Consider the following 24,311-nt stretch of genomic DNA (forward strand, 5'->3'; position numbering starts at 1 on the left):
TCCCGGGGATCTTGCTGGTCGAGCGCAGCCAGCACGGGAGTCGGATCGTCGATCAGATCGAACAGGCCGCTGGTCCGTCGCGCCCCGGGGTTCCGGTGCCGGGGCGGAGGTGGCCCCGGCACCGGCCCCGTCACGCCTCGTCGCGCAGGCGGGCGGCCAAGGCCGTCAGGGGCTGTGTCTCCTCCGTGTGGCCCAGGGCCGTCAGGCGGGTGATCGCCGCGTCGAGGCGGGTGAGGGCCGGGGCGGGGCGTTCCAGGTAGAGGCCCTCCACGGCGCCGGCGAGGCGGACGCACTCGGCCCACTCCCCGGCGTGGTCCTGGTCCTCGCCCGGCTCGCCGAGCAGGGCGAGGGTCTTGTCCAGGGCGATCAGCGCGTCCTCGTACTCGCCGGCGTAGGCGTTGACCCGGCCGTGCTCATAGGCCAGGGCGCTGTCCAGGGAGCGGCCGTGGGCCTCGTACGCGGCGGCGCGGGCCTCGTCGGCGACCCGTCCGGCGTCGGCGAGGAAGGCGCGGGCGTCGGCGAGACCGTCGGGGCCCTGCTGCTGGGCCTGGAGGCGGGCCAGTTCGCGCAGGCAGTTGCTGAGCATCTCGTAGCGCGGCTCCTTGGCGTGCGCGGCGAGGGCCTGGTCCACGGCAGCGCGGGCCCGGTCGAACTCGCCGGACTCGCCGAGGAGTACGGCCGTCTCCGCGGCGATCATGGCGTGGCTGCCCGGGTCGTCGTCCCAGCCCGCCGACTCGGCCGCGAGGGCGACGAACTCGGCGGTGGCGGCCTTGAGGTCCTCCCCCGTGCGCAGCGCGCGGGCGCGGGTCAGCCGCAGCTGGGCGACGAGCCGGTCGTCCAACTCGCCCGAGACCACGTCCGGTTCGATCAGCAGGGAGTCGAGCAGCGCGATGCAGTCCTCCACGCGGCCCAGGTCCAGGCTGAGTTGGGCCGCGTTGCTGTAGGAGCAGAACGCGTCCGTCCGGCTGCCGCGGCGCAGGTCCGCCTCGGCGGAGCGCGTCAGATGGCGCAGGGCCTCTTCGGGGCGGCCCAGGCGCATGCAGGTCTCGGCCAGGTCGCCGTGGAGGCGGGTGGTGTCGACGGTGTCGGCCGGCCAGTCGGCGGCCAGCCGCAGGGCCTCGCTCAGGTCCGTGTACGCGGCCTCGGCGTCCCGGAGGCCGAGCTGGAGCCGGCCGCGCAGCCCGAGCGTCCGGGGCAGGTGCCAGGCGGGGCCGTGCTCCTTCAGCCGGTCGAGGAGGGCGTCGATCTCGGAGACCGCGGTGGGCAGGTCGCCGGAGACGGCGTAGGTGCTGGCCCGCAGCAGCAGCGCCCCGGAGATCTGCCCGGTGAGCTCGTGCCGGGTGGCGAAGTCGTGCAGCAGGTCGATCTCGGCGTGGACCGGCGCGATGTGCTCCTCGTTCCCGGACGTCTGCAGGCGTACGGCGAGCGTGGTGGCCCGCAGCCGCAGCAGTCGCGCCTCCTGGTAGGGCGCGAGGCCGGGCGTCTCCTCGTGCAGCCGGACCATGGCGGCGTGGGCGTCGGTCAGCCCGGCGACCCGCACGTCGGCGGCGTCCTCGCCCTGCGGGGGTATCTCCGCCGTGGCGAGCAGCGCGCAGGCGCGGGAGACGGCGGCGTCGGCCGGTTCACCGGCGGCGTCGTACAGGGCCGCGGCCTCCTCGTGGAGGGCGGCGGAGTCGGCGTACTCCTCCTTGCCGCCCGCCCGGTGGGCTTCCTCGGCCAGCAGGTCCGCGCGCAGGCGGACGAGCGGGCCCACGGCCGGGTCGTCGGGGTGGCTGTAGCCGGATGCGGCGACGAGTGTGCGCAGACGCGCCCAGCAGGTCTGCGCCTCCGGGTGCCCCACCTCGTCCAACTCCCGGGCCCGGAGGATGAGTTCGGTCAGGGACTCGGGGACGGCGGGCGCCGCGGGGGTGGTGGGCGCCGCTACCGGGGCGGCCTGGGCCACTTCGTCCAGCTCCCGCGTGCGCAGGGTCAGTTCGAGCCGGTCCAGCAGCGGGGCCCGGTCGAGGCGGGCCCGGCGGCGGTCGGCGTGGGTCGCCGTGCCGTTGCGGACGTCGAAGCGGGCGGCGAGGTCGTCGGCGCGGCCGCGCACCTCGGCGCGCAGCCCGGCCACGGTCCAGGTGCGGCCCGCATATCCGGCGGCGGGCAGTTCACCGTGGCCGAGGGCCTCGACGCGCTGGAGGAGGACCTCCACGCCGGTGAGGAAGCCGAGCTGGTCCAGCGGGGAGTCGACCTCGTCGAAGAGGTTCCGGTTCTCGGCGAGCAGTTCCAGGCCGCGGGCCTCGTTGCCGGTGAGCGCGCAGAACTCCAGGTGCCGGCCGACCTCTTCGGACATCGAGGGGTTGCGGCGGCAGGCGCGGTAGCCGGTGAGGTGCAGTGCGCGGGCCCGGTCGGTGTCGCCGGTGCGCAGCAGCGGCAGCAGCGCGTACGAGGCGGAGCGGGCGGGCTCCTCCTTGCAGGACTCCTTGCCCGCGAGGACCGGCTCGAAGGCGCGCAGGGCCCCTTCGTCGTCGCCCGCCCGGAGCAGGTACCGGGCGCGCTGGCAGGTCTCGCAGGCCTCGCAGTCGCTGAGCCGGGTGCGGATGCGGGCCGCCCACAGGTCGTAGGCGAGGGCGGTGTCCTCGCCGACGTGCGCGGCGAGTTGGTACGCCTGGCCGTAGTACGGCTGGAGGCCGAGGTCGGCCTTCTCGTACCGCTCGCGCATCTCCGTGAGCCACTGGCGCAGGCTGGTGAGCGGGATCTCGGGCAGCTGGCGCAGGGCGTGGGCCACCCACTTGAACCGCCAGAACAGCTGGTGGCGCAGGCGCTCGTCGAAGACGTCGGGCTGCTCGTCGAAGAGGGTGAGCAGGCGCGCGAAGACGACGGGCGACTTACGGGGTTCGGAGCCGTAGGTGTACGCCTCCTGGAGTTCGAGGAGCGCGTCGATGAGCGGGCCGGGCTCGCCGAACTGCTCGGCGGCGTCGACGAGTTCCTCGGCGGTGACGGTGCGGGTGCGGCCGTAGGGGCGCCGGTCGTTCTCCTGGAGCGCCTGGTACAGCTCGTCGGTGTTCTGGGGATGAGGTGCGGTAGACATCGTCAGCTGTCCTTGCGGAGGGCGTGGGCGAGGAGGTCGAGGAAGGAGCGGTTGATGAGGCTCGACTCGGCGGGCCGCAGCGGGCGCCGGGACAGCATCGCGGCCTGGCCGTAGAGGGCTTCGGCGCTGGTGCGGGCCAGTTCGGGTTCGTCGATGGTGACGGCGGTGCGGACCAGCGGGTTGAGCTGGTTGAGGATCAGCTGGGCGCGCGGCGCCTCCTGGCGCAGGGCGCCGAGGATGTCGCCCCACAGGCCGCCCTCCTGCTCGCGGGCGAGCTGGGAGCGGGTGCGTTCGTGCCGGGCCTCGCGGCTGTCGACGAGGAGCGCGGGGGCGGACGCGGGCTGGAAGGTGCGCAGGGCGACGTCGCAGTCGAAGACGGCGAGAGCGTCGCGGGCCTGGGCCAGATAGGCCGCGGCGGCCAACTCCGTCTCCCGGTCGACGGGGTCGAGGTGGGCGGTGAGGGTGGCCGGGTCGAGGTCGGCGACGGTGACCTCGGGCCTGATCTCGGGCAGCCGGTGGACCAGTTGGCGGTCGTAGGTGTAACCGCCGTTGACGACACCGAGGCCGGCGGCCGAGGCGATGGCCGCGACCTGGCGGAACTCCTCGACGCTGGACGTCACGAGGACGGTGCGGTGGGTGCGGGCGAACTCGTCGAGGGTGCAGTGCCCGGCGGTGGTCTCGAACGGCAGCCAGGGCAGCAGCATCCGCAGGATCTCGTCGTCGTGCACGGCGAGGGACTTCACGGCCAGGTGGTGGGCCTGGAGGAAACGGCCGAGGAGTTCGGGGTCGCTGGCGGCGGCGCGGGCGATCCACTCGCGCAGCCGTTCGGCGAGCGCGTCACGGACGGCGGCGAGGGTGTCGTCCTCGTAGAGCGCCTCGCGGGACGCGGTCGGGCGCAGGCTCTCGGCGTCGACGACGCAGCGGACGAAGAAGGCCCACTCGGGCAGGATCTCCTCGGCCTGCTCGGACAGCAGCATGCCCTTGACGTGCACGCGGTGGCCGTGGCGCCGCCCGGCGGGCACCGCCTCGGGCAGCACACAGGCGATGCCCTTGAGGCCGACGGCCGGGAGGTCCAGCTCGATGGTGTCCAACGGCGTGAATCCGAAGACCTCTTCGCCGTACGCGGCCAGCGCGCGGGAGCGGGCTCCCGGGGTGGGGTACGTGCTGGACCAGGGCGCGGGCTCGGGGTTCACCGGTACGGCCGGGCCGCCCGAGCCGTCGTGGAAGGTCACCGGGTGGCGCAGCAGGGAGCCGAAGTGGCGGGCCAGCGCGTGCACTTGGGTCGGGCGGGTCCACTCGTCCGCGTCGGCGCGCGGCGTCAGTGTGACGGTCGTACCGGGCCGGGGGCGGGCGGAGGCGGGCAGGGTGCGGACGGTGTAGCTGCCGTCGCCGCGGCCGCGCCATTCCACGGCGGGGGCGTCGGGGGTGCGGGCGGAGCGGCTGACGACGTGGATCTCGTCGGCGACCAGGAAGCAGGAGAGCAGGCCGATGCCGAACTGGCCGATGAAGTCGGCGCGTTGCTCGGCGACCTGGTCGGCGCGCTTGCTGCTGCGGCCGATCGTGGCGAGGAAGGTGTGCACGTCGGCCTCGGTGAGACCGACGCCGTCGTCCTCGACGCGTACCGTCGCGCCGTCCGCGTACAGGCGGATACCGAAGGAGCCGGCGGGCTCGATGGCGTGCCGTGCGGTGAGGGCGTCGACCGCGTTCTGCATCAGTTCGCGCAGGTAGACGCGGGGGCTGGAGTAGAGGTGGTGGGAGAGGAGGTCGACCAGGCCGCGGAGGTCGACCTGGAAGGTGCGGTCGGCGGCGGCGGGCTCGGCGGCGTTGTGACGCAGGGGCATGGGGAAGTCCGGGGTGAAGGATCGGCGGAGGTGGTCGGTGGCCGGGTGGCCGGGCGACCGATGGTCAGAAGGCCTTGCGGAGGCTTGCGTACGCCTCCATGGCCGGGTGGCCGGTGGCTGAGGTGGCCTTGCTGAGGCGTGTGTATGCCTCCTGCGCAGGCTCAGAAGGCCTTGCGCAGGCGGCTGTACGCCTTCTGCGGATCCGACATGAAGACCCACGGCCACTCGGTGTACGCGCCCTCCAGCTCGCGGAAGACGTTGGAGGCGGTGCTGCTGCCCGCCAGCGCGAGGGCCATGGCGAAGATGTTGTAGTCGCCCTGCCAGCCCAGGCGGCGCTCGTAGGCGTGGTGCAGGATGCTGCGCTCCGCGGCCTCTCTCAACTCGGCGCGGATCCGCGGGTCCTGGAGGCAGTCGCGGTGGTCGGACTCCACCCACTCCTCGATACGGGCCATGGCGACGGCACAGCCGAGCCGGTGCCCGTCGGGCGCGGCGGCGAAGGCCTTCTGGGCGAACTCCAGTGCCTCGCCCGGCTTTCCGCCCCAGCGGGGCTGGAGGTGCGACACCCACTCCAGGTGGATGTCCACGTTCAGCGGGTCACGGCGCAGACCGGCCGCGAGCCTGGCGTCCTGGATGTGGTCGGCGAGGGACATGCCGCGTCCCGAGGTGATCAGTTGGCGCCAGGGCGTGACCCAGTCGGGCCGCAGCTCGGCGGCCTCCAGCAGGTGTTCCTCGGCGATGGTCAGCCGCTCGTAGAAGGTCTGCCACTGATCGCGGCTGACGTCCACGGCCCGGGCGGAGGTGCGGGCGTCCCAGCCCCAGGAGATGTGGCGCGCACCCGATATCAGCAGGGCGGTGGCCCGGAGTTCGTCGTCGCCCTTGTCCTGGTCGGCGGCCTTGAGGATCCACTCCTCCACGCCGTCCACCACGGACAGTTGCCCCAGGACCGCCTGCTCGTGGCCGAGATCGAAGGGGGCCAGAGCCGTCTTGACCGCCGCCCAGTCACGCGTGCGGGCCGCCTCGACCAGTGCGAGCACCCGCGCGTCCCCGAGCGCCTCCAGCTTGTACACCCCGCCCCGCTGCTTGCGCGCAGGAAGCGCGTGCGGATGCTCCGCCGAGCCCGCGCTTCTCCCGAACAGCTTCCCCAACATGCCGTGCCCTCCCCTGGCCCCGCCTGATCGTTCGGTGCAGCATAAACGGCACCACCGACACCGCTTCCACAGGGTTTTCACACCCGCCGCACGTCACCAGGCCCTATGCCTTCGTCTCCCCGCCCACCGCGCGCAGCACGAACGGCAGCAGCCGGTCCGCCGCCGTCCGTGCCGTGGCCTCGGCAACCTCGTGGGGCGGTTGCGGAGCCAGGGTGAACATGCTGACGACCGGGCCTATGACCAGGTCGCCGACCAGGTCACGGTCCTTCAGGGGCGGGATCTCACCGCGGGCGAGCGCACGCTCGACGATCACGTCCACGCGCTCCCGCACCGGCGCCATCAGTGCGGCCGTGAGCGCCTCGGCCAGGGCGTCGTTGTGGGCGGCCTCGCCGATCAGGGTGCGGATCAGCTGACCGCTGCGGCCGGTCAGCGCGACGGCCTTGTCCCGCAGGAGGTCCCGCAGATCGCCTTCGAGCGTGCCGGTGTCGGGCTGGGCCCCGAGGTCGCCGGCGTAGGCGGCCACGGCGGCGATCACCAGGTCCTCCTTGGAGGCCCAGCGACGGTAGAGGGTGGCCGTGGAGACACCGGCGCGGGTGGCGACGGCGGCCGTGGTCAGCCCGCCGTACCCGCTCTCGGCCAGGACGGCGAGCGCGGCCTCCAGCAGCGCCCGGTCGCGCGCGGCGTCACGGGGCCGGCCCCGCTGCGGTACGGCGTCAGCCACGCGTCAGTCCCGGGAGGTGCTCGGCGAGGTGCAGGGCGTGCAGGCGCTCGAACTCCTCGTGTGTGCAGCGGCCGTACGCCGGATGCGGGGCGTGGTCCGCGGTGTGCGCGGTGAACAGGGCCACGGCGTCCTCGAAGTCGGCGACGGCCTCCGCCACCGGCCGGTCCGCCACCAGCGGCGGGGCGCCGTCGATCTCCGCGCCGAGCGGGTGCTTCATCGCGCCGCGGCGCAGGAAGAGCCGCTTGGCGAGCACTCCGGCGGTGGCCCGGAACAGGGCGGGCTTGAGGCGCGGGTATCCGACGACGGAGTAGCGGACGGTCTGGGCGCAGTGCTGGAGCGTCTGGGAGAGGTTCCACGGACCGCCGGGGGCGAGCAGCTCCCGCTCGGGGCGGTCGAGGGCGGCTCGGAGCAGCGCCGCCGAGCTCTGGAGGGCGGGAGGACTGGAGGAAGTGGCCGGACTCATGGGCCACAGAATAACCGATTACCGAAACGAAAAACTTTCGTTTCGTTTATGCTCGCCCGCATGCCCTCCACCACAGACCTGGCACACCCCGACACGGCGGCCGACACCGTCCGCCGTCTGAACGCCGCCTTCGCCACCGGCCTGACCCGCCCCGTGGCCTGGCGCAAGTCCCAACTCCGGGCGCTGCGCCGGATGGTGACCGAGCACGAGGAGGTGTTCGCGGCGGCCCTGCGCGCCGATCTCGGCAAGAGCCGCACGGAGGCGTACACCACCGAGATCGGGTTCCTGGTCAATGAGATCGACCACACCCTGCGCCACCTGGACCGCTGGCTGCGGCCGCGCCGGGTCGGCGTGCCCCTCGCCCTGGCACCGGCCCGGGCCCGCACCGTGCGCGAGCCGCTGGGCACGGTGCTGGTCATCAGCCCCTGGAACTACCCCCTCCAGCTAGCCCTGGCCCCGCTGGTCGGCGCGCTGGCGGCGGGCAACTGCGCCGTCGTCAAACCGAGCGAGCTGGCGCCCGCGACATCGGCCGCCCTGGCCGAATGGCTGCCCCGGGTGCTGAACCCGGAGGCCGTCGCCGTCGTAGAAGGGGGAGTGGCAGAGACGACAGCCCTGTTGGAACAGCGGTTCGACCATGTCTTCTACACCGGCAACGGCACAGTGGGGCGCATCGTCATGGCCGCCGCGGCCCGGCACCTCACCCCCGTCACGCTGGAGCTCGGCGGCAAGAGTCCCGCCGTCGTCGAACCCGGCACCGACCTCACCGCGGCCGCCCGCCGCATCGCCTGGGGCAAGTTCATGAACGCCGGGCAGACCTGCGTCGCGCCCGACTACGTCCTGGCCGTCGGCGACACGGCCGACGGCCTGCAGGGCGCGCTCGCCGCCGCGATCCGGGAGATGTACGGCGCGGACCCGGCCGCGAGCGAGGACTACGGCCGGATCGTCAACGAGCGGCACTTCGACCGGCTCGCCGCGCTGCCGGCCGGCGGCCGGGTCGTGGTCGGCGGCGAACACGACCGCTCCCGGCTCTACTTCGCGCCCACCGTCCTCGCCGACGTCGACCTCGACTCCCCCGTGATGCGGGAGGAGATCTTCGGGCCGATCCTGCCCGTCGTACGGGTCCCCGACCTGGACGCGGCGATCGCGTTCATCACCGCGCGGGAAAAGCCGCTCGCGCTCTACGCGTTCACCGCATCGGCTGCCTCCAAGCGCCGGCTGACGGCGGAAACCTCCTCCGGAGCACTGGCGTTCGGGGTGCCCAACGCCCATCTCGCCGTGCCGGGGCTGCCGTTCGGCGGCGTCGGGGAGAGCGGTCTGGGCCGCTACCACGGGACGTACTCCCTCGACACGTTCAGCCACGTCAAGGCCGTACTCGACAAGCCGCGGCTGCCGGACACCCTGCGGCTGGCCTATCCGCCGTTCACCCGCGGCAAGGACCGGCTGCTGCGCCGGTTCACCTGACCTGACCGAGAAAGGCCGTCACGCGCGTGAGAACAGCAAGCCGGGCCCCTTTGGCCATGCGGAACTGGAGCATGGCGAAGCGCCTGTACGTCGTCCTCCTCATCCCCGTGCTCGTCGCGCTCTCCCTGGGCGCCTTCCGGGTGAAACGCTCGATCGACACGGTGCGGGACGCCGAGGACGCCGTCCGGGTCGCCCAACTCGTGCAGACGGCCAACAAATACGCCAGTGACGTCATCAACGAGCGGGACGTCTCGGTCGTCCCGCTCCTGACGGGGAAGCGGTCGGACAGTGCGATCACCAAGGCCCGCGCGATCACCGACCAGGACCGTGAGGCCTTCGACCGGGCAGTGGCGAACATGCCGCGCTCGACGCGCCTCCTCCAGCGCGTCGCGGCGGTCCGCACCGGCGAGAAGGCGCTGACGGAGCTGCGCGTGGACGCCTTCACGGCCAAACTCCCCGGCGTCCAGACCGAGGAGAAGTACCACCTGGTCCAGCACCCCCTCATGGAGCTCTCCAACGAGCTGGGGTTCGGCAGCAGCAACCAGGCGAGCTTCGGCCGCACCCTGTACGCCCTCTCCCTCACCCAGGCCGCCGAGTCGCTGACCCGGGCCATCGGCCAGCGCGTCCTCGTCCAGGACCGCGACGACCTGGCGGACGGTGAACTGGCCGTCCAGCTCGCCACGTTCCGCTCCTACGCCTACCTCCAGCAGGTCGCGCTCCAGGAGTTCGCCGGCGCGGGCACCAGCGCGGACATGGACCGCCTCGAACGGGCCATGGACACCGCCCAGAAGAATGGCCGGTCCCTTGCGGCCAAGGCGGCGCAGGAGGCCGCGGACGCCGGGAAGCCGTTCGTCGCCCCGCCGCCGCTGGAGGAGATGATCGAGCGGATCTCGTCCGGCGCCACGGCCGAGAAGCTGGCGGCCGAGGGCATCACCCAGGAGTCGTTCTTCACCGCCTCGACGCTCGCCTTCGACGCCTACCGCAGCGTCGAGGTACAGCTCTCGGACACCGCGCTCGCCAAGGCCGAGGACATCTCCGACGGCGCCCGGCGGGACGCGATCGTCAACTCCGCGGTCGTCGTGGCCGCGGTCGTGGCGGCCTTCCTGCTGGCCATGTGGGTCGCGCGCTCGATGACCGACAGCATGCGCCGGCTGCGCGGGGCCGCCCTGGACATCGCCCAGACGCAACTGCCCGCACTGGTCGACAAGTTGTCCCAGCCGCGCCCGCATCCGGTGAACACCCGCGTCGCCCCCATCCCCATCGACACCAGGGACGAGATCGGCGAGGTCGCCCGGGCCTTCGACCAGGTTCACCGCGAGGCCGTCCAACTCGCCGCCGAACAGGCCCTGTTGCGCGGCAACGTCAGCACCATCTTCACCAGCCTCTCGCGCCGGTCGGAGGCACTCGTCGAGGGACAGCTGCATCTGCTGACCGACCTGGAGAAGAACGAGGCCGACCCCGACCAGCTGGAGAACCTCTTCCGGCTGGACCACCTGGCGACCCGGATGCGCCGCAACGGCGAGAACCTGCTCGTCCTCGCCGGGGAGGAACCCCGGCACCGCTGGGACCAGCCGATGCCGCTGATCGACACCGTGCGGGCCGCCGCGTCCGAGGTCGAGCAGTACGAGCGGGTCCAGATCTCCGGCATCCCCGACACACTCGTCCACGGCCGCGCCGCGACCGATCTCGTGCATCTGCTGGCCGAACTGCTGGAGAACGCGACCACGTTCTCCTCGCCGCGCAGCCCGGTACGGGTCACCGCGGCCCAACTCCCGGACGGGCGGGCCATGGTGGAGATCCACGACGAGGGAGTCGGCCTGACCCCACAGGACTTCGCCGACCTCAACCGCAAACTCGCCGACCCGCCGACCGTGGACGCCGCGATCTCCCGGCGCATGGGGCTCTTCGTGGTCGGCAGGCTGGCCGAACGGCACGGCATCCGGGTCCAGTTGCGACCCGCCCGGGCGGAGTCCGGGGCCATCGCGCTGGTCATGCTGCCGTACACCACGCTGGCGGACGAGGGGGCACCGGCCACGTACAGCAGCCTCTGACGCGGCGGCGCAGGCGGCGCGGCGCAGGGGCGGCGGCTCATTCACCGGGTGGATGAGCCGGATACGGGATTCGGATCGCGGGAGGGATGGCGGTGGCCGGGCCGGGCCACTCATAGTCGTCCCCACCTGGTCGTCCCCACCGCGTGCCGCTGTCTGCTCCAGCGGGAGCTGCCACCGGTGGGCGTCCCTCCGCATGCCGTGCGCCGTCGGCGCCGCGACCGGCATGCCCGCTCCCGCATCTGTCCCTGGAGTCGCCATGCCCGCTTCCGTGCCCCAGTCCCCCACCCTGACGGACGACGACGCAACGCCCGCGTCCCCCGTCGCCGTCGCGGGCCCGGCCCATCTGCTGCGCCTTTCCCTTCTCATGGCGGGCAGCTGTCTGCCGATCCTCGGGGCGGTGCTCATCGCCCCGGTCCTGCCGAAGATGCAGGACCACTTCGCGGCCGTACCCGGCGCCAAGGCGCTCGTGCCGCTGGCCCTGACCGTCCCGGCGCTGGCGCTCGCGCTGCTCGCGCCGTTCGCCGGGGTCATCGTGGACCGGCTGGGGCGCAGACGGCTGCTGATCGGGGCGACCCTGCTGTACGCCGTGTTCGGTACGGCCCCGCTGTGGCTGGAGTCCCTCGACGCGATCATCGCGAGCCGGGCGTTGGTCGGGGTCGCCGAGGCCGCGATCATGACGTGCTGCACCACGCTGATCGGCGACTACTACAGCGGGCGGCAGCGCGTGAAGTACCTCGCCCTGCAGACCATGTGCGCCTCCGCGTCGGCCACCGTCTTCTTCGCGCTCGGCGGGGCGGTCGGAGCGGCGGGCTGGCGGGTGCCGTTCTGGGTGTACGCCGTGAGCCTGGTGCTGGCGCCGCTCATGGCCTCGGCGTTGCCGGCACCGGCGGCGGGCGGTACTGCGGCAGGCGGTACGGCGGCAGGCGTCGAACCCGGACGCGCCTTCCCCTGGCGGCAGTTGGGCGGCATCTGCGCGCTCACCTTCTTCGGCGCGATGGTCTTCTACACCGTGCCGGTCGAGATGTCGTACCTCCTCGACGACCTCGGCGTGACGAGCACCGGCGTGATCGGGCTGGCCACCGCCGTCGCCAGTGCGGCGACCGTGGGCGGAGCCGTCACCTTCGCACGGCTGAAGCGCGCGCCCGGGCCTCTGCTGCCTGCGGTGCTGGCGGTGTGCGCGGTCGGCTTCGGGGTGATGGCCGTGGCCGGGAATCCGGCACTGCTCGTGGTCGGAGCGGTGGTCAACTGCGTGGGTACGGGGATGCTGCTGCCGGCCCTGCTGACGAGCGCGATGTCCCGGCTGGCGTTCGAGGACCGCGGGCGGGGGACGGGGCTGTGGACGGCCGCGTTCTTCGGCGGCGAGTTCGTCTGCCCGCTGGTGCTGCTGGGCGCAGAGGCCCTGGTGGGGAGTCTCGCGGGGGCGGTGGGGGTGTTGGGAGCCGCGGCGGCGGTGGTCGCGGGCGGCCTGCTGACGGCCGGGCGCCGAGGCCGGAGGACCGAGCCGCAGCCGGTGTCCTGACGCGTCTGCGGGGAGGTCTGGGCATCGAGCCCCGCAGCCGTTGCCCTGACGCATCTGCCAGAAGGCCGGGCATCGAGCCGCAGCCGGTGTCCCGACCCACCGCCACCGCCCTACCGCGTCGCCATCAACTCCGCCCCCACCTCCTCCGCCTTCCGGCGCAGCCAGATGTGTGCCGCGTCCTGCGTGTGCACCGGGTGCCACCACATCGCCTGGCTCACCGGGACCGCCTCGAAGGGGCACGGCAGGACCCGTACCGCCGCGGACCGGATCGCCCGGCGGGCCAGGCGTTCCTGGATCATCGCGATCCGGCGGGTGCCCTCGACCATGTGCGGGAGCAGCTGGAAGGTCTGCACGGACACCTCGACCCGCGGGCTGATGCCGAGCATGCTGAGCTGCCGCGCGACGGGGGCGTCGTAAGGGCGCTGGTAGACGGCCCAGGGCAGCCGCGCGAGGTCGTCGAGGGTGAGGGCGTGGCCGACGTCCGGGTGGTCGTCGGCGAGCAGGCACAGCCAGCGGTCCTGGTAGAGGTCGACCGCGGGGAAGCCGTCGATGACACCGTGCGGCATCAGCAGTCCGTCGACGGTGCTGAGCACGGTCGCGGTGTTCTCGACGACCGACGGCGCCGGATGCTGGAAGCTGAGCCGGACGCCGGGGGCCTCGTCGTGCATCGCGCGGGCCAGCGCGGCGCCGAAGACGGCGGCGCCGTAGTCCGAGGCGAGCAGGGTGAACTCGCGGGTCTCGGCCGCCGGGTCGAAGTCGGCCTGGCTGGAGAAGAGGCGTTCCAGCAGGTCACAGGCGCTGGCGCTGCGGTCGCGCAGGGCGACGCCGAGCGGGGTGAGCTCGTACGCGTTTCCCGTCCGCGCCAGCAGTTCGTCACCGAAGTGCCGGCGCAGCCGCGACAGGGCGGCGCTCATCGCGGGCTGGCTGAGCCCGACCCGCTCGCCGGCCCGGGTGACGTTGCGCTCCTCCAGCAGGGCGCGCAGGGCGACGACGAGGTTGAGGTCGAGTCGGGACAGGTTCACCGGGCACCACCAGGGACGTTCTGGGAGGTCCATGGAAGGACTATCCATGGCGTGGATGCGGCTCATACGCAGGATCTATTTCCGTGATTCGCCGATCACGGTCAGAGTAGACCGCATCCCAGCAGGAGGAAATCTGATGTCCACACTCGTGCAACCTGCCGGCCCCTTCGCGCTCGGCACGTTCTCCACCCCCGGCGGGGCTCCCTTCCCCGGCCTCCTGGCCCGGGAGCGGGTGCTCGACCTGAGCCGGACCCTGCCGTGGACGCCGTCCGACGTGCGGGCCGTGGTGGAGCGGTGGGACGAGGCGCTGCCCCTGTTGCACGGCCTCGCGAGCGACGAGGCCCAGGACTGGCTGCCGTCGGCGGGGCTGCGTGTGCACGCCCCGCTGGAGCCCCGGCAGATCTTCCAGTCCGGCGCGAACTACCGGCAGCACGTGATCGATCTGGAGGTCGCCCACCGCTCCCCCGACGACCCGCGCACGGTCGAGGAGGCCCGCGCGGAGACCGCCGCGATCATGGACCGCCGGGCCGCCGAGGACCTGCCGTACGTCTTCATCGGCCTGCCGAGCACGATCGCGGGGCCGTACGACGATGTCGTCCTCCCGGCCTGGGCCGAACAGCCGGACTGGGAGCTGGAGTTGGCGGCCGTGATCGCCAAGCCGACCTATCGGGTGTCCGTCGAGGAGGCCTTGGACCACGTCGCCGGGTATACGATCGCCAACGATCTCACCGACCGGGCGACCGTGTTCCGCCGGGACATGAGGGCCATCGGCACCGACTGGCTGCGCTGCAAGAACGCGCCCGGGTTCACGCCGCTGGGCCCCTGGCTGGTGCCGGCGGGGTCGATCGCGGACCCGGGTGATCTGCGGGTGACCCTCAAGCTCAACGGCGACACCATGCAGGACGAGTCCACCAAGGACATGCTCTTCGGCGTCGCCCGGCTGGTGTCGTACATCTCGCACACCTCCCGACTCCTGCCCGGCGACCTGGTGTTGACCGGCAGCCCGGCCGGGAACGGCCTGCACTGGGGCCGGTTGCTGCGGGACGGCGACGTCATGGAGGGGTCGATCACGGGTCTCGGCGTGCAGCGCACGCGATGTGTCGGGGAAAACGCGTGAACCGGCACGACCCCGAGGGCGCGATCGTCGAGGCCGCCAAGGAGTTCTCGAACTGGGGGCGTTGGGGCGCGGACGACGTCCTCGGCACCCTCAACTTCCTCGACGAGGCCAAGCGGCGTGAGGGCGCCGCCCTGGTCCGCCGGGGTGTCAGCTTCTCGCTCTCGCAGCGCTTCGACATGAACGGCCCGCAGAAGGGCTGGCGGCGGCGGACCAACCCCGTCCACACCATGCTCGACACGGGCACCGACGCCGCCCTCGGCAACCAGGGCTTCCCGCACGGCATCGGCGGCGCCGACGACGTGATCGCGATGCCGTTGCAGTGCTCGACCCAGTGGGACGGGCTCGGGCACATCTTCGACCACGGCAAGGCCTGGAACGGACGGGCGGCCGAGCAGGTCGTCACCTCCGACGGCGACCTCGTCACCGGCATCGAGCACATGGCACCGTACGTCGCCGGACGCGGCGTCCTGCTGGACGTGGGCCAAGTCTGCGGTGACGGGGGCGAGTTGCCCGACGCCTTCGCCATCACGGAGGAGCATCTCACCGCGACCGCCGAGGCCCACGGGGTGACCGTGGGACGCGGTGACATCGTCCTCGTGCGGACCGGACAGCTCGCCCGGGTGCGGCGCGACGGCTGGGGCGACTACGCGGGCGGACCCGCGCCCGGGCTGTCGTTCACCAGCGCCGGCTGGCTGCACCGCACCGAGATCGCCGCGGTCGCCACCGACACCTGGGGGTTCGAGGTCCGGCCCAACGAGTTCGAGAACGCCTTCCAGCCGCTGCACCAGGTCGTCATCCCCAACATGGGCCTGCTGATCGGCGAGATGTGGGACCTCGACGCGCTCGCGGCGGACTGTGCCGACGACGGCGTGTACGAGTTCTGGCTCACCGCGGCGCCGCTGCCCATCACCGGCGCCGTCGGCTCTCCGGTCAACCCGATCGCCGTCAAGTAGCCGGGTCCTGGGCCGGTCGAGGAGCCGCGCCCCACGCCCGCCGAGTGGCCGCACCCCGGGCCCCTCAAGCAGCCGGCCCCTGGGCCCATCGAGAAGCCGCTCCCCAGGCCACTTCACCCATCGGCCGCACACGACAGCCGCGTACGACAACCGCACCCCACCACCGCACCTCACGACCGCCCCCCACCCGCACCACCTTGGCCCGCACCCGCGGCCGAGCCGCACCCCCGCCGCCCGATGTCGCGCGGCCCCACCCGGGAGGTATCCCCGACATGGCTGACAGCCGCACCCCTTCCGTCCTCATCATCGGCGGAGGCACCTCCGGAAACGCCCTGACCGTGCTGCTGCGCCGGGCCGGGATCGCCGTCAACCTCGTCGAGGCGAGTGCCGACTGGAAGGCCGCCGCCGGCTCGGGCATCACCCTTCAGGGCAACGCCCTGCGTGTGCTGCGCGAGGTCGGTGTCCTCGACGCGATCGAGAAGGAGGGCTACAAGGCGGAGGGCGTCGCCATCCTCGCCCCGGACGGCACCGTGCTGGCCGCCCATGAGGAGTTCCGCACCGGCGGCGACGACCTGCCCTCCCACATCGGCATGCAGCGCCCCCGGCTCCAGCAGCTCCTGATCGACGAGGTCCTCGCCTCGGGCGCCGACGTCCGCCTCGGCACCAGGGCCACGGCCCTCGCGCAGGACGGCGAGGGCGTGGACGTCACCTTCACGGACGGCACGAGCCGCCGCTACGACCTGGTCGTCGGCGCCGACGGCCTCGGCTCGGCCACTCGCCGGTTGATCGGCGTCACCGAGGAACCCCGCCCCACCGGCATGGGCATCTGGCGCGCCCCCGCGCCCCGGCCGGCCGGCGTCCGCCGTACCGAGATGGTCTACGGCGGTCGGTGTTTCATCGCCGGGTACTGCCCTACCAGCGAGGACACGGTCTACGCGTACCTCGTCGAGCCAGCCCGCGACCGGGCCGCGATCGACCCGGCGGCCTACGCCGACGAGATGCGGGTGCTCAGTGAGGGCTACGGCGGGGCGTGGGACGAGATCCGCCCGGCCCTGACCGATCCGGCGGTCGTCAACTACACCTGGTTCGACCGGCACTTGGTGGAGGGGCCCTGGCACCGCGGCCGGGTCGTGCTGGTCGGCGACGCCGCGCACTGCTGCCCGCCGACCCTCGCCCAGGGCGCCGCGATGTCCCTGGAGGACGTGCTCGTCCTCGCCGAACTGCTGACCGGCCTCGACGACTGGGCCTCGGCACCCCTCGACCGGATCCTGACCGACTACCACGCCCGGCGCCTGCCCCGCGTCCGTCTGGTCGTCGACGCCTCCGTCCAGCTCGGCCAGTGGCTGCTGGACGGGGTGCGCGACGCGGACGTGCCGGGCCTGATCCAGCGCACCATGACGGTCCTCAAGGAACTCCCGTGACCACGCCCGCACCCCGGCCTCCGACGATCGACGTCCACGCCCACCTCCTGCTCCCGGAGGTCGACGAGGCAGCCGCCGGTCACCCCGGTCTCGCCGAGGCCCGCGCCCTGGACGCCCGCCGCAACGGCCCCGCCGCGCTGGCGGTGAGCGGCCCCATGGTCGGCGCCCGGATACCGAGGCTGACCGACGCCGCCGTGCGCCTGGCGGCGATGGACGAGCAGGGCGTGGACGTCCAGCTGATCAGCCCCTCCCCGTCGCACTACCACTACTGGGCGCCCCCCGAACTGGCTGCGACGCTGGGCAGATTGGCCAACACGGGCATCGCCGAGCACTGCGCCAAGGCCCCCGACCGCCTCCTCGGCCTCGGCCTCACCCCGCTCCAACACCCGGATCTCGCGGTCGAGTTGCTCGACCACGCCCTGGAACTCGGCCTCCGGGGCGTCGAGATCTCCTCGCACGCCCCCGGCCGCGAACTGTCGGACGAAGCGTACGAACCCTTCTGGTCCCGGGCGGAGGAGACCGGCGCGCTCGTCTTCCTGCACCCCTTCGGGTGCACGCTCGACGAGCGTCTGGACCGGTGGTACCTGTCCAACACCGTCGGCCAGCCCACGGAGAACGCGATCGCGCTGTCGCACCTGATCTTCTCCGGTGTCCTGGACCGCCATCCGGACCTGAAGCTGATCGCGGCGCACGGCGGCGGCTATCTGCCCACCCACATCGGCCGCTCCGACCACGCCTGGCGGGTCCGCCCCGACGCCCGGCGCTGCGCGCGGGAGCCGAGCAGCTATCTGCGGCAGCTGTACTTCGACTCCCTCGTCCACGACCCGGCCGTGCTGCGCGCGCTGGTCGCCGCCGCCGGCGCCGACCGTGTCCTGCTCGGCTCCGACTTCCCCTTCGACATGGGCACCGACGATCCGCTGGGCGCGCTGCGCGCGGCGGGTCTGCCGGACTCCGACTTCGACGCCGTGCGGGGCGAAAACGCTGCCGCCCTCCTCCGGAAGGACTGACATCATGCGTCTGCTCACCCACCTTCGGCACGTCGACCTCGCCGTGCCCGACTACGACAAGCAGCTCGACTTCTACGCCGGCGTCTGGGGCCTGACCAAGGTCGAGGAGGATTCCGGGATCTCCTTCCTGGCCGCCGAGGGCAGTCCCGAGCGCTATGTGATCCGGCTGCGCAAGGCCGAGGAGAAGCGCCTCGACCTGGTGTCCTACGGGGCGGCCTCGGCCGCCGACGTGGACACACTCGCCGAGCAACTCCTGGCCGGAGGAGTGCAGTTGATCTCCCAGCCGGACAAGGTCGACACCCCCGGTGGCGGCTACGGCTTCCGCTTCTTCGACGTCGACGGCCGCACCATCGAGGTCTCGGCGGACGTGGCGGTACGACAGCACCGCAGGATCGAGGAGAAGGAGTCGATCCCGGTCAAGCTGTCGCACGTCGTGCTCAACTCCCCCGATCTGAACCGCACCCGGGAGTGGTACGAGACCCACCTGGGCTTCCGGCTCTCCGACACCCTCTCCGCACCCCACATGGGCGAGGTCATGCACTTCATGCGGATCAGCAACCAGCACCACTCGATGGCGATCGCGCAGGGCCCGCACACCGCGCTGCACCACGTGTCCTTCGAGATGCGCGGCATCGACGAGTACATGCGCGGCTCGGGCCGGGTGATGCGCTCCGGGGCCCGCAAGGTCTGGGGTCCCGGCCGGCACATGGCGGGCGACAACACGTTCACCTACTTCCTCGACCCGCACGGCAACACAGTCGAGTACACGACGGAGTTGGAGAACCTCGACGAGGACACCTGGCACCCGCACGTCTACGACTTCTCGCAGCCCGAGGTCACCGACCAGTGGGGCACGGCCAATCCGATGAACGAGCTGGTCGCCAAGGAGTCGTTCAACGACGTCGACCACGGCTGCTTCATCGCCCCGCCGGTCTGAACCGACCCGGTCTGATCCGACCCTCCCGACAGGACCCCTTCCATGCGTTTCGCAAGCTACGAGTTCCGCGGTCGGCGGCAGGTGGCCGTCGTCGAGGCGGACGGCACGCTGTACCCGCTGCCCGCCGTGCGTTCCCTGACCGGGCTGCTCGCCGAGACGGGCGGCCTGGACCGGCTGCTCGACGCGGGCGCGACCGCGCTCGACGTACCGCCCGGCCCGCACGTCTCCGAGGTACGGCTGCTGCCGCCTCTCCAGCCGCCCACCGTGCGGGACTTCGTGACCTTCGAGGAGCACGTGGAGGGGGTGCGCCGGTCCGTCGACGGGAGCGCGGGCGTGCCGGAGCAGTGGTACGCGGCCCCGACCTTCTACTTCGCCAACCCCTATGCGATGTACGGCCCTTACGACGACATCCCGGTGCCGCCCGGGTCGGCCGTCCTCGACTTCGAGCTGGAGGTCGCCGCCGTGATCGGCCGGGAGGGCCGGGACCTCACCCCGGAGGAGGCCCGTGAGCACATCGTCGGCTACACGGTCTTCAACGACTGGTCCGCCCGCGATCTGCAGTCCGCCGAGATGAAGGTCAACCTCGGCCCGTGCAAGGGCAAGGACACCGCCACCACCCTCGGCCCGTACCTCGTCACGGCCGACGAGGTGGAGCGGTACCGCGACCCGGACGGCTTCCTGCGTCTCGCCCTCACCGCCTCGGTGAACGGCGAGGTGGTGGGCAAGGACCTGCTGTCCCACATGAGTTGGACCTTCGAGGAGATGACCGCCTACGCCTCGCGCGGCACCTGGGTGCGCCCGGGTGACGTCCTCGGCTCGGGCACCTGCGGCAACGGCGGCTGTCTTGCGGAGCTGTGGGGTGTGCGCGGTCGCCAGGACCCGCCGCCGCTGAGGCCGGGTGACACGGTCACGCTCGCCGTCGAGGGCGTCGGCACCGTCTCCAACACGGTCGTCGCGGGCGCCGCACCGGTGCCCCTCCCTGCCGGGCGGCGGCGGGGCCGGGAGCGGCCGTGAAGCGGCTGCTGGGCAAGGTGGTCGTCGTCACCGGCGCCGCCCGCGGTCAGGGTGCGGCGGAGGCGGAGGCCCTCACCCGGGAGGGCGCCCGGGTCATCGCCACCGACGTGACGGACGCCCCGGGCTGCCGCCGCCTCGACGTCACCAGCGAGAAGGAGTGGGCCGAACTCGCCGCCGAACTCGGGGAGTCGTACGGCGAGGTGCACGGCCTGGTCAACAACGCGGGCATCACCTGGCGCGCTCGCCTGGACGACGTACGCCCCGAGGACGTCGCGCGCGTGCACGCCGTGAACGTCACCGGACCGCTCCTAGGCATCCAGCACCTCACCCCGCTGATGCGGCCTGGCGCCTCGATCGTCAACGTCGGCTCCACCGCCGCCCTCACCGGTCACTACCCGGTGGCGTACACGGCGAGCAAATGGGCGCTCAGAGGTCTTTCCAAGGCGTCCGCTCTGGAGCTCGGCCCGCGGGGCATCCGGGTCAACACCATCCATCCCGGGTTCATCGAGACCGAGATGACCGCGTCCGCCGCGCCCGCCTTCCGCGAGGCGAACCTCCGCGAGACGCCGCTCGGCCGCACCGGGACCGTCGAGGAGATCACCCCGCTCGTCGTGTTCCTCCTCTCCGACGCGGCGTCGTTCATCACCGGCGCCGAGATCCCGGTCGACGGCGGCCTCACCGCGCACGGCGGGGTCAAGTCGATCTCCGAAGCCCTCAAGACGCACTGAAGCAGCAAGAACCGCACGATCGGAAAGATCCCATGGACAAGGTCAGCGCGAGCGCCGCCGAGGCGGTCGCCGACATCCCCGACGGCGCGTCGCTGGCCGTCGGCGGCTTCGGCCTCAGCGGCGTCCCCGAGGTGCTCATCCAGGCCCTGCACGCCCAGGGCGCCCGCGGCCTGGAGGTCGTCTCGAACAACTGCGGCGTGGACGGCCGCGGCCTCGGCGTCCTGCTGGCCGCCGGCCGGATCGCCCGCGTGACAGGCTCGTACGTCGGCGAGAACAAGGAGTTCGCCCGCCAGTACCTGTCCGGCGAACTGGAGGTGGAGCTGGTGCCGCAGGGCACGCTGGCCGAGCGGCTGCGGGCCGGCGGCGCGGGCATCCCCGCGTTCTACACGCCCGCGGGCGTCGGCACCCAAGTCGCGAGCGGCGGCCTGCCCTGGCGCCACGCGGCCGACGGCTCGGTGGCCGTCACGTCCCCCGCGAAGGAGATCCGCACCTTCCAGGGCCGCCCGCACGTCCTGGAGCACGGCATCACCACCGACTTCGCCCTCGTACGGGCCTGGCGCGGCGACCGCCACGGAAACCTGGTGTTCCGCAGATCCGCCGCGAACTTCAACCCGCTCGCCGCCATGGCGGGCCGGATCACGGTCGCCGAGGTCGAAGAGCTCGTGGAACCGGGCGAGTTGAGCCCCGACGAGGTGCACGTCCCCGGTGTCTTCGTCCAGCGGGTGGTCGAGTTGACGGCTCGTCAGGCCGCCGACAAGCACGTGGAGAAGAGGACGGTACGAGCATGAGCTGGACCCGCGACCAGATGGCCGCCCGCGCCGCCGCCGAACTCACCGACGGCTCCTACGTCAACCTCGGCATCGGCCTGCCCACCCTGATCCCCGGCCATCTCCCGCCCGGCGTCCACGTCGTCCTGCACTCCGAGAACGGCATCCTCGGCACCGGCCCCTACCCCACGGAGGCCGAGGTCGACCCCGATCTCATCAACGCGGGCAAGGAGACCGTCACCGTGCTGCCGGGGGCGTCGTTCTTCGACTCGGCCCTCTCCTTCGGCATGATCCGCGGCGGCCACCTCGACACCGCCGTCCTCGGCGCCATGCAGGTCTCCGCACACGGCGACCTCGCCAACTGGATGATCCCCGGCAAGATGGTCAAGGGCATGGGCGGCGCGATGGACCTCGTCCACGGCGCCCGCCGCGTCATCGTCCTCATGGAGCACACCGCCAAGGACGGCAGCCCGAAGATCGTCGAAGAGTGCACGCTGCCGCTCACCGGGGAGCGCTGTGTGCAGCGCATCATCACCGACCTGGGCGTCCTCGACGTCACGCCGACCGGCCTCGCCCTCGTGGAATGCGCGCCGGGCGTCACCGCGGAGGACATCGCCGAACGGACGGACGCCCCGGTGGCGCCACCCGGTCGTCACGCGGCCGTGTAGCCCTCCAGGATCCCGACGCACCGCGCTTGCTACTTCCGGCCGACGCCCCCGTAGAACCCGATCGAGGCGGCCTCGTCCGGCAGCGGGCCGTCGGGGCGCCAGAACGGGACCTGGGTCAGTCCGGGGTCGACAAGGTCGAAGCCGTCGAAGAGGCGCTCCACCTCGGCGTGGCTGCGCAGGTTCATGCTGGCCGTCGCGTTGTTGTAGACGGCCTGCGCGTCACTGCGCTCGAAGAGGTCCCCGGTGGCGTGCGAGAGGACGAGGAAGCTGCCGTCCGGGAGCGCGTCGCGCAGGGTGGAGACGATCTCGGCCGGCTTCTCCGCGTCGGTCACGAAGTGCAGGATCGCCACGAGCAGCAGGGCGACCGGCTCGTCGAAGTCGATGATCCGCCGCACCTCGGGATGGTCCACGACGCTCCGCGGATCGCGCAGGTCGGCGAGGACGATGCTCGTCTCCCCCGTGCGGCTGAGCAGCGCGTCGGCGTGCCGCTTCACGATCGGATCGTTGTCGACGTAGGCCACGCGCACGTCGGCCGCCGCCTCGTGGGCGATCTCGTGCACGTTCGGCGAGGTGGGCAGCCCGGTGCCGATGTCGAGGATCTGCCGGACGCCCTCGCCGACGACGTACCGCACGGCCCGCCGCAGGAAGTCCCGGTTGGCCCGCACGCTGACCCGTGCCTCGGGCGCGACGGAGACGAGCCGCTCCCCGGCCTCCTCGTCGACCTCGTAGTGGTCCTTGCCGCCCAGCAGATAGTCGTAGATCCGGGCGGGGTGCGGCCTGGTGGTGTCGATCTCCCCGACGGTGCCGTCCTGCGTCACGTTGCACTCCCCTTGATGATCGGCATGCGTGATCGACCGACGACAGTTTCACACATCAACTTCGGCGCGGGCTGCCGGAGTTCGCCCAACGGCCCGGCCCCCTCCCCACGCACTCCTCCGATCGCCGGATAAATACCCCCAGGGGTATCTGTTACCTTGAGGGACAGATACCCCCGGGGGTAATTTCCACGAAGGAGAAGTCCGTGTTCTTTGTCGACACCCTGGAGACCGAAGGGCTGGGCAACCGCAGCTACCTGGCGGGCGGCGCCCGGACCGCGGTGGCCGTGGACCCACCCCGCGACATCGACCGCGTCCTCGCCCGAGCGGCACGACGCGGGGTGCGGATCGTGGCCGTCGCCGAGACCCATGTGCACAACGACTACGTCACCGGCGGCCTGGAGCTGGCCCGCCTGACCGGCGCCCGCTACCTGGTGCCCGCCGGCGCCGAGGTGGCGTACGCCCGCGTCCCGGTCGCCGACGGGGACCAGGAGCCGGTCGACGGGGACCTGACGCTGCGGGCGGTGGCCACGCCCGGACACACCCCGCACCACACCTCGTACGTCCTCCAGGAGGCGGGGCACGCGGTGGCCGCCTTCACCGGCGGTTCGCTGCTGATCGGCGGCGTGGGCCGCCCCGACCTGGTCGAACCCCGGTTGACCGAACGGCTGGCCCGGGCCCAGCACGCCTCCGTGCACCGGCTCGCCGCGGAGCTGGCCGACGAGGTCACCGTCCTGCCCACGCACGGCTTCGGCAGCTTCTGCTCCTCCTCCGCAGCGGGTGGCGAGGGCGGCACGATCGGCGGCGAGAAGGCCTCCAACCCGGGGCTCCTCCAGGACGTGGACACCTTCGTCAAGGAGCTGCTGGCCGGGCTCGACGACATACCCGCCTACTACGCCCACATGGGCCCGGCCAACACCGGCGGCCCCGCTCCCGTGGACCTGACGGCGCCGCGCCGCGCCGACGCCGAGGAGATCGGCCGGCGGCTCGCGGCCGGCGAGTGGGTCGTGGACCTGCGCGGCCGGGTCGCCTTCGCCGCCGGGCATGTCGCCGGGGCGTTCAACTTCGAGGTCGACGGACAGCTGGCCACGTATCTCGCCTGGATGATCCCGTGGGGCAAGCCGGTGACCCTGCTCGCGGAGAGCGCCGAGGACCTGGCCCGCGCCCAGCGGGAACTGACCCGGGTCGGCATCGACCGCCCGGCCGCCGCGTCCGTCGGCACCCCCACCGACTGGGTCGCCGACGGGACCGCGCCCGCCGCCTTCCGCCGGGCCACGTTCGCCGACCTGGCCGCCGCCCACGAGCGCGGCGAGGACGTGGTGGTCGTCGACGTGCGCCGGCACGGCGAGCGCGCGGGCGGCTGGATCGAGGGCAGCGTCCACCTCCCCGTCCACCAGCTCCACCACCGTCTGGACGAGGTGCCCGAGGGCACGGTGTGGGTGCACTGCGCGGGCGGCATGCGCGCCGCCATCGCCGCGTCCGTGCTCGACGCGGCCGGCCGCGAGGTGGTGGCCGTGGACGACGGCTACGCGGGGGCCGCCGAGGCGGGCCTCACGCTCCGCACCACCGACTGACGCGCGGGATCAGG

The 24,311-nt window shown here is 72.6% G+C and carries 20 protein-coding genes; 13 read left to right on the forward strand and 7 right to left on the reverse strand.

The features are described from left to right. Nucleotides 1-130: 130 nt before the first annotated feature. The 5 genes from CRP56_RS05715 to CRP56_RS05735 all read right to left on the reverse strand — a co-directional run bounded on the left by CRP56_RS05715 (nucleotide 131) and on the right by CRP56_RS05735 (nucleotide 7,243). Nucleotides 131-3,070: a hypothetical protein gene (locus tag CRP56_RS05715; RefSeq protein WP_097260883.1), complete on the reverse strand. Its 2,940-nt coding sequence runs from the start codon at nucleotides 3,068-3,070 to the stop codon at nucleotides 131-133. A gap of 2 nt (nucleotides 3,071-3,072) precedes the next feature. Further along, entirely contained in the window at nucleotides 3,073-4,911 is a 1,839-nt protein-coding gene (locus CRP56_RS05720) for an HSP90 family protein (protein WP_097260885.1), read from the reverse strand. Nucleotides 4,912-5,072: 161 nt separating this feature from the next. After that, nucleotides 5,073-6,059, reverse strand: a complete 987-nt coding sequence (locus CRP56_RS05725) for a hypothetical protein (protein WP_097260888.1) — start codon at nucleotides 6,057-6,059, stop codon at nucleotides 5,073-5,075. A 103-nt stretch (nucleotides 6,060-6,162) separates the two neighbouring features. Further along, on the reverse strand, nucleotides 6,163-6,780 hold the full coding sequence (locus CRP56_RS05730; protein WP_097260890.1) for a TetR/AcrR family transcriptional regulator: 618 nt from the start codon (nucleotides 6,778-6,780) through the stop codon (nucleotides 6,163-6,165). Next, on the reverse strand, nucleotides 6,773-7,243 hold the full coding sequence (locus CRP56_RS05735) for a DUF1569 domain-containing protein (protein WP_097260892.1): 471 nt from the start codon (nucleotides 7,241-7,243) through the stop codon (nucleotides 6,773-6,775). The genes CRP56_RS05730 and CRP56_RS05735 overlap by 8 nt, the downstream gene beginning before the upstream one ends. Before the next feature lie 60 nt (nucleotides 7,244-7,303). Between CRP56_RS05735 and CRP56_RS05740 the strand changes: the two genes are divergently transcribed. The 3 genes from CRP56_RS05740 (at nucleotide 7,304) to CRP56_RS05750 (ending at nucleotide 12,274) form a co-directional block, all read left to right on the forward strand. Continuing rightward, entirely contained in the window at nucleotides 7,304-8,704 is a 1,401-nt protein-coding gene (locus CRP56_RS05740) for an aldehyde dehydrogenase family protein (RefSeq protein WP_218877957.1), read from the forward strand. A gap of 71 nt (nucleotides 8,705-8,775) precedes the next feature. Beyond that, complete coding sequence (locus CRP56_RS05745; protein WP_097260896.1) at nucleotides 8,776-10,755, forward strand: sensor histidine kinase; 1,980 nt, start codon at nucleotides 8,776-8,778, stop codon at nucleotides 10,753-10,755. A 256-nt stretch (nucleotides 10,756-11,011) separates the two neighbouring features. After that, on the forward strand, nucleotides 11,012-12,274 hold the full coding sequence (locus CRP56_RS05750) for an MFS transporter (RefSeq protein WP_097260899.1): 1,263 nt from the start codon (nucleotides 11,012-11,014) through the stop codon (nucleotides 12,272-12,274). A gap of 110 nt (nucleotides 12,275-12,384) precedes the next feature. On the opposite strand, the gene CRP56_RS05755 is transcribed toward CRP56_RS05750, so the two are convergent. After that, nucleotides 12,385-13,296: a LysR family transcriptional regulator gene (locus CRP56_RS05755; RefSeq protein WP_097260901.1), complete on the reverse strand. Its 912-nt coding sequence runs from the start codon at nucleotides 13,294-13,296 to the stop codon at nucleotides 12,385-12,387. Between the two features lie 136 nt (nucleotides 13,297-13,432). On the opposite strand from CRP56_RS05755, the gene CRP56_RS05760 reads away from it, so the two are divergent. From CRP56_RS05760 to CRP56_RS05800, 9 genes are all read left to right on the forward strand, one after another. After that, complete coding sequence (locus tag CRP56_RS05760) at nucleotides 13,433-14,413, forward strand: fumarylacetoacetate hydrolase family protein (RefSeq protein ID WP_097260904.1); 981 nt, start codon at nucleotides 13,433-13,435, stop codon at nucleotides 14,411-14,413. After that, a complete protein-coding gene (locus tag CRP56_RS05765) occupies nucleotides 14,392-15,366 on the forward strand; it encodes a cyclase family protein (protein WP_097260906.1) in 975 nt (324 codons plus the stop codon). Before CRP56_RS05760 ends, CRP56_RS05765 begins: the two co-directional genes overlap by 22 nt. A gap of 272 nt (nucleotides 15,367-15,638) precedes the next feature. Beyond that, nucleotides 15,639-16,787 (forward strand): FAD-dependent oxidoreductase, encoded by a 1,149-nt coding sequence (locus tag CRP56_RS05770; RefSeq protein ID WP_097260908.1) that lies wholly within the window; start codon nucleotides 15,639-15,641, stop codon nucleotides 16,785-16,787. Then, the gene (locus CRP56_RS05775) at nucleotides 16,784-17,794 is read left to right on the forward strand and encodes an amidohydrolase family protein (RefSeq protein ID WP_097260910.1); all 1,011 of its coding nucleotides are present in this window, start codon (nucleotides 16,784-16,786) and stop codon (nucleotides 17,792-17,794) included. The genes CRP56_RS05770 and CRP56_RS05775 overlap by 4 nt, the downstream gene beginning before the upstream one ends. Nucleotides 17,795-17,798: 4 nt before the next feature. Next, nucleotides 17,799-18,731 (forward strand): VOC family protein, encoded by a 933-nt coding sequence (locus CRP56_RS05780; RefSeq protein WP_097260912.1) that lies wholly within the window; start codon nucleotides 17,799-17,801, stop codon nucleotides 18,729-18,731. Nucleotides 18,732-18,773: 42 nt separating this feature from the next. Beyond that, complete coding sequence (locus CRP56_RS05785) at nucleotides 18,774-19,745, forward strand: fumarylacetoacetate hydrolase family protein (protein ID WP_097260914.1); 972 nt, start codon at nucleotides 18,774-18,776, stop codon at nucleotides 19,743-19,745. After that, nucleotides 19,742-20,473, forward strand: coding sequence for an SDR family NAD(P)-dependent oxidoreductase (locus tag CRP56_RS05790; protein WP_097260917.1), 732 nt, complete (start codon nucleotides 19,742-19,744; stop codon nucleotides 20,471-20,473). The genes CRP56_RS05785 and CRP56_RS05790 overlap by 4 nt, the downstream gene beginning before the upstream one ends. Before the next feature lie 32 nt (nucleotides 20,474-20,505). Continuing rightward, the gene (locus CRP56_RS05795; protein WP_097260919.1) at nucleotides 20,506-21,261 is read left to right on the forward strand and encodes a CoA transferase subunit A; all 756 of its coding nucleotides are present in this window, start codon (nucleotides 20,506-20,508) and stop codon (nucleotides 21,259-21,261) included. Continuing rightward, nucleotides 21,258-21,908 carry a CoA transferase subunit B gene (locus tag CRP56_RS05800; protein WP_097260921.1) on the forward strand — a complete coding sequence of 217 codons (651 nt, stop codon included), beginning with the start codon at nucleotides 21,258-21,260 and terminating at the stop codon, nucleotides 21,906-21,908. Before CRP56_RS05795 ends, CRP56_RS05800 begins: the two co-directional genes overlap by 4 nt. A 29-nt stretch (nucleotides 21,909-21,937) precedes the next feature. Here the strand turns inward: CRP56_RS05800 and CRP56_RS05805 are convergent, their stop codons facing one another. Further along, nucleotides 21,938-22,726 (reverse strand): SAM-dependent methyltransferase, encoded by a 789-nt coding sequence (locus CRP56_RS05805; RefSeq protein WP_097260923.1) that lies wholly within the window; start codon nucleotides 22,724-22,726, stop codon nucleotides 21,938-21,940. Nucleotides 22,727-22,929: 203 nt separating this feature from the next. Here CRP56_RS05805 and CRP56_RS05810 point away from each other — a divergent pair, with 203 nt between their 5' ends. Continuing rightward, complete coding sequence (locus tag CRP56_RS05810) at nucleotides 22,930-24,297, forward strand: MBL fold metallo-hydrolase (RefSeq protein WP_097260925.1); 1,368 nt, start codon at nucleotides 22,930-22,932, stop codon at nucleotides 24,295-24,297. Nucleotides 24,298-24,311: the final 14 nt, after the last annotated feature.

This window comes from Streptomyces sp. TLI_55 (assembly GCF_900206255.1).
Lineage (GTDB): Bacteria > Actinomycetota > Actinomycetes > Streptomycetales > Streptomycetaceae > Streptomyces > Streptomyces aquilus.